This is a genomic window from Poseidonibacter sp. (assembly GCF_041821165.1).
Lineage (GTDB): Bacteria > Campylobacterota > Campylobacteria > Campylobacterales > Arcobacteraceae > Poseidonibacter.
Genome location: NZ_JBGUES010000191.1, coordinates 1 through 4,241 on the forward strand (window position 1 = coordinate 1; position 4,241 = coordinate 4,241).

Here is a 4,241-nt window from a genome sequence, read left to right on the forward strand (position 1 = left end):
CCAAGAGTGGGAATTTAAAGATATTACATCTTGTGAAGCTCCAAAAGTTGAGCAATCAGAAGAAGAGAAAAAAGAAGTAGAAACAAAATTCGAAGATATTACTAAAAAAATCAAAGATATTTTAGGTGAAAGCGTAACAGATGTAAGAGTTACAACTAGATTATCAGAATCACCATCTTGTGTTGTTAAAGATACAGGTGATGCACAAATGGCTCAAATGATGCAAATGATGAGAGCAATGGGACAAGAAATGCCTGAAACTGCTCCAATCTTAGAAATTAATCCAGATCACGTAATCGTTACTAAATTAAACGGTTCATCAGATGAAGATTTAATTTCAGATGTTGCATGGGTATTATTAGACCAAGCAAAATTAAGCGAAGGTATGGAAATTACTGATGCTGTTTCTTTTGCACAAAGATTAAACAGAATTACTGCTAAAGCTCTTTAGTATAAAAACTATAAAGCAACGTCATTTTGAAAATGGCGTTGTTTTAATCTTAACTTCAATATTACTAACTGTAACTAAAAGATTAAATAAAGAAACTCTATTGTAACTTTTATATAATTAATCTCTTTTATCTTTATTTGGATAAAATCATCGATTAAAATGTAATTTAAATATAATAGGAAAAATATGAAAGATAATTCTACATTATTCTCAAAGTTTTTAAATGGAAATTTAATTGTTCAAATTTTCATAGGTATTGTTCTTGGTGTTATAGTTGCACTTATTTCCAAAGAATTAGCTATGTCTATTTCAATATTAGGAACACTTTTTGTAGGTGCATTAAAAGCTATTGCTCCAATTTTAGTATTTGTTTTAGTTGCAACTTCAATTGCTACAAAACAAATTGGTGTAGAAACAAATATTAAACCTATTATAACTTTATACTTATTTGGAACTTTTTTAGCTGCTTTAACAGCTGTAATTTTTAGTTTTATATTTCCTGTTAAATTAGTATTATTAGAAGCGGTCAGTTCTGATTTAATTCCTCCTGATTCTGTAATTGATGTATTAAAAGATGTTTTATTTAAGATGGTAGATAACCCTGTAAATGCTTTGGTTACTGGAAATTTTATTGGTATTTTAGTTTGGGCAATTGCAATTGGAATTGCAATGCACTATAGCTCTACTGAAACAAAAAATCTTTTTCATGATGTATCAACTGGAATTACAAAAATTGTAGCATTTATAATTAGATTAGCACCTTTTGGTATTTTTGGTCTTGTTGCAGGAACTTTTGCTCAAACAGGAATTGATGCATTACTTTCTTATAGTAAGTTATTAGGTGTACTAGTTGGAACTATGCTTTTTATAGCTTTTGTGACTAATCCTATAATTGTATTTTTAAAAACAAAAAAGAATCCTTTTCCTTTAATATTTACTTGTATTAAAGAGAGTGCCATAACTGCATTTTTTACAAGATCATCTGCTGCAAATATCCCTGTTAATATGAACCTTTGTAAAAAACTAGGACTTCATGAAGATACATATTCTGTATCAATTCCCCTAGGAGCTACAACTAATATGGCAGGAGCTGCTGTTACAATTACTGTATTAACACTTGCGACGGTTAATACTTTAGGTATTGAAGTAGATATTGCAACTGCATTATTACTAAGTGTTATATCAGCACTTGCAGCTTGTGGAGCTTCTGGTGTTGCTGGTGGTTCATTATTATTAATTCCTTTAGCTTGTAGTTTATTTGGAATATCAAATGATATTGCAATGCAAGTAGTTGCAATTGGGTTTATTATTGGAGTTATTCAAGATTCACTAGAAACAGCTTTAAACTCATCTACTGATGTAATTTTTACAGCAGCTTGTGATTTGAAATAAAACTTTAAAATAGGAAAACAAAAATGCAAATAACAATTAGAGATGCAATCGCATCAGATACACAAACAATTTTAGATTTTATAATCGAACTTGCTGTTTATGAAAAAGCAGAGCATGAAGTAAAAACAAATGTTGAGGAAACAAAAGAGGCTATTTTTGGGAAAGACTCAACTGTAAAAGCTCTTATTTGTGAGCAAGATGGTATTGCTATTGGTTATGCTGTTTATTTTTACAACTACTCAACTTGGCTTGGGAAAAATGGTATTTATCTTGAAGATTTATATATTACAGAATCAAAAAGAGGAATAGGTGCAGGAAAAAAGATGCTTAAGTATCTTGCAAATAAAGCATTAGATTCTAATTGCGGAAGATTTGAATGGTCTTGTTTAGATTGGAATACTCCATCAAGAGATTTCTATGAAAGTTTAGGTGCTGTATCTCAAGATGAGTGGATAGGATATAGATTAGAGGGTGATTCTTTAGTTGATTTTGCAAGAAGTTAGGCTAAGCCTTTCTTCTTTACTTATATCCTCTTCCTAGCATTTCAGATGCTTCCATTACAATCATAAATGCTTCTGGGTCATTTTCATTTATAATATTTCTAAGTTGAGCTAATTTTTTAACATCTAAAACTATTAAAATTAGTGTTTTATCTTGCTCTTTTAAAAGTCCTGAACCTTTTATAATCGTCCCTTCTTCTGCTAAACTTTCAGATATTTTTTCACTTAAAAGTTCAGCTTTATTTGAAGCTATATGAATAACTTTAGTACTTAAAGGTCCTGTTAATACAATATCAATTGCCTTTGAAGTCATATAAATACTCATAATACTCCATAATGCTTTTTCGATATCTTTAAATACATAAATAGAACAAAGTATGATGAAAAGATCAATAAAAAGTATAACTTGAGCAGGTTTAATATGTGAGTTTGATGCTACAATTCTTGCTACAATTGTAGAACCTCCTGCACTTGCATTTCCTTTTATGATTAAACCTACACCAAACCCTATTATAATTCCTCCAAAAACAGATGATAATAAAATATTATTTGTAAGTGCTTCTAGCTCTAAAAACTTTGAGAAAAAGTCGATAAAAAATGAGATTAAAATAATTGCAAGAATTGTTCTTATTGCAAAAAGTCTACCTAAATATTTTCCTCCCCAAATAAGTAAAGGAATATTAATAGCAATAACCATTGCACCAATTGAAAAACCACTTACATGATGTAGTAAAATCGCCATACCAGGTGTTCCACCAGTTGTAATGTTATTAGGTAGAAAAAATAGCACAACAGCTAATGAAATACATAATGTACCAAGTAGTATAAATAGATTATTTTTTAGTTCTTTTTTTGAAAATATTTTTGTCATAATTTACCTTAGTTTAAAAGTTTTTTATATTTTTGAAGTAAACTTTTATAGGCTTTCTTGTTGTTGGTTCTCTTGATTTTGTAGTTTTTGAATAGTGTTTAGTATTGATTTTTCTAATTGTTTCATAAATTTAATATATTCTTATTGTTGTTTTTCTAATTCTTCTAATGATTGCATAATAGCAAGTGCTAACTGGGGTGTTATTATATGTTCCCATTTTTGTAGTTGGCTTTGTAAGTTATCATTACAAATATCAATCATTGTTTGATTAAAAAATTTATTATCATTAATATCATTAATTATCTCTTCAACTTTTATCTCGCTATTTTTTACAGCTTCAAGATTTTCATTTACAAAGTTTTGAACTGCATCCATTGCGCTTTGTTTGCTTAATTCTGTTTCATAAATTTCATCAAAATCTTCGAAATCTTGTATATCTTTTAATAACTCATAAATAGAACCAAGAGCTAGTTGAAACTCAATATCATTAGACATTTTATTTGAATCACTTTTTAGTAAACTTCCAAGTGCTACTTGATAAAACAACTCATATCTTGCTAAATTATCAATAATCTTTTTTCTAGTAAAGTGTTCTTTTATATGCATAATAATCCTATTTAAAATATTTTGCAATTGTATCAAAACTTATTAAAAGAATAAATAAAATTTGTTATGTATAAAATATAGTCATAAAAGTAATTTTATACATTATAAATAACATTTTTTATACAATTTTTTATAAAAGTATGAGTTAATTTATTATAATTTAATTATAATACTATACACACAAAAAAAGGAAAACCATGTTCAAAAATATGACCATAAAAGCAAAGGTAATAATTTTACTAGTTGCTTCTTTATCATTATTAACAGTAATTTTAGCTACATTCTCTGTTAGTAAAGCAAAAGAAAGCTTATTAGAACAAAATTATTCTATGCTAACTTCAACAAGAGATTCAAAAGCAAACCAAATTACTAACTTTTTTAAAGAAAGAATTGGTGATATTCAAGTGCTTAGTAGAAGTGC

At 27.8% G+C, this 4,241-nt stretch carries 5 protein-coding genes and 1 pseudogene; 4 read left to right on the top strand and 2 right to left on the bottom strand.

The window, feature by feature from the left end:
* From ACERKK_RS11640 to ACERKK_RS11650, 3 genes and pseudogenes are all read left to right on the top strand, one after another.
* Positions 1–451 (top strand): annotated as a pseudogene (locus tag ACERKK_RS11640) (molecular chaperone HtpG); the annotation flags it as partial.
* A gap of 186 nt (positions 452–637) precedes the next feature.
* A complete protein-coding gene (gene sstT, locus ACERKK_RS11645) occupies positions 638–1,843 on the top strand; it encodes a serine/threonine transporter SstT (RefSeq protein WP_373773247.1) in 1,206 nt (401 codons plus the stop codon).
* Positions 1,844–1,866: 23 nt separating this feature from the next.
* Positions 1,867–2,346, top strand: coding sequence for an N-acetyltransferase family protein (locus ACERKK_RS11650; RefSeq protein WP_373773248.1), 480 nt, complete (start codon positions 1,867–1,869; stop codon positions 2,344–2,346).
* Positions 2,347–2,362: 16 nt separating this feature from the next.
* Here the strand turns inward: ACERKK_RS11650 and ACERKK_RS11655 are convergent, their stop codons facing one another.
* Both ACERKK_RS11655 and ACERKK_RS11660 read right to left on the bottom strand, forming a co-directional pair.
* The gene (locus ACERKK_RS11655; RefSeq protein WP_373773249.1) at positions 2,363–3,214 is read right to left on the bottom strand and encodes a YitT family protein; all 852 of its coding nucleotides are present in this window, start codon (positions 3,212–3,214) and stop codon (positions 2,363–2,365) included.
* Positions 3,215–3,355: 141 nt separating this feature from the next.
* Positions 3,356–3,820 carry a hypothetical protein gene (locus tag ACERKK_RS11660; RefSeq protein ID WP_373773250.1) on the bottom strand — a complete coding sequence of 155 codons (465 nt, stop codon included), beginning with the start codon at positions 3,818–3,820 and terminating at the stop codon, positions 3,356–3,358.
* Positions 3,821–4,017: 197 nt separating this feature from the next.
* Between ACERKK_RS11660 and ACERKK_RS11665 the strand changes: the two genes are divergently transcribed.
* Positions 4,018–4,241, top strand: a 224-nt coding sequence (locus ACERKK_RS11665) for a hypothetical protein (protein ID WP_373773251.1), incomplete at its 3' end; no start/stop codon positions are given.

Excerpts from the sequence above, each read along its gene's own strand:
- sstT (WP_373773247.1), top strand. The coding sequence starts at position 638 with ATGAAAGATAATTCTACATTATTCTCAAAGTTTTTAAATGGAAATTTA.
- ACERKK_RS11650 (WP_373773248.1), top strand. The coding sequence starts at position 1,867 with ATGCAAATAACAATTAGAGATGCAATCGCATCAGATACACAAACAATT.
- ACERKK_RS11655 (WP_373773249.1), bottom strand. The coding sequence starts at position 3,214 with ATGACAAAAATATTTTCAAAAAAAGAACTAAAAAATAATCTATTTATA.
- ACERKK_RS11660 (WP_373773250.1), bottom strand. The coding sequence starts at position 3,820 with ATGCATATAAAAGAACACTTTACTAGAAAAAAGATTATTGATAATTTA.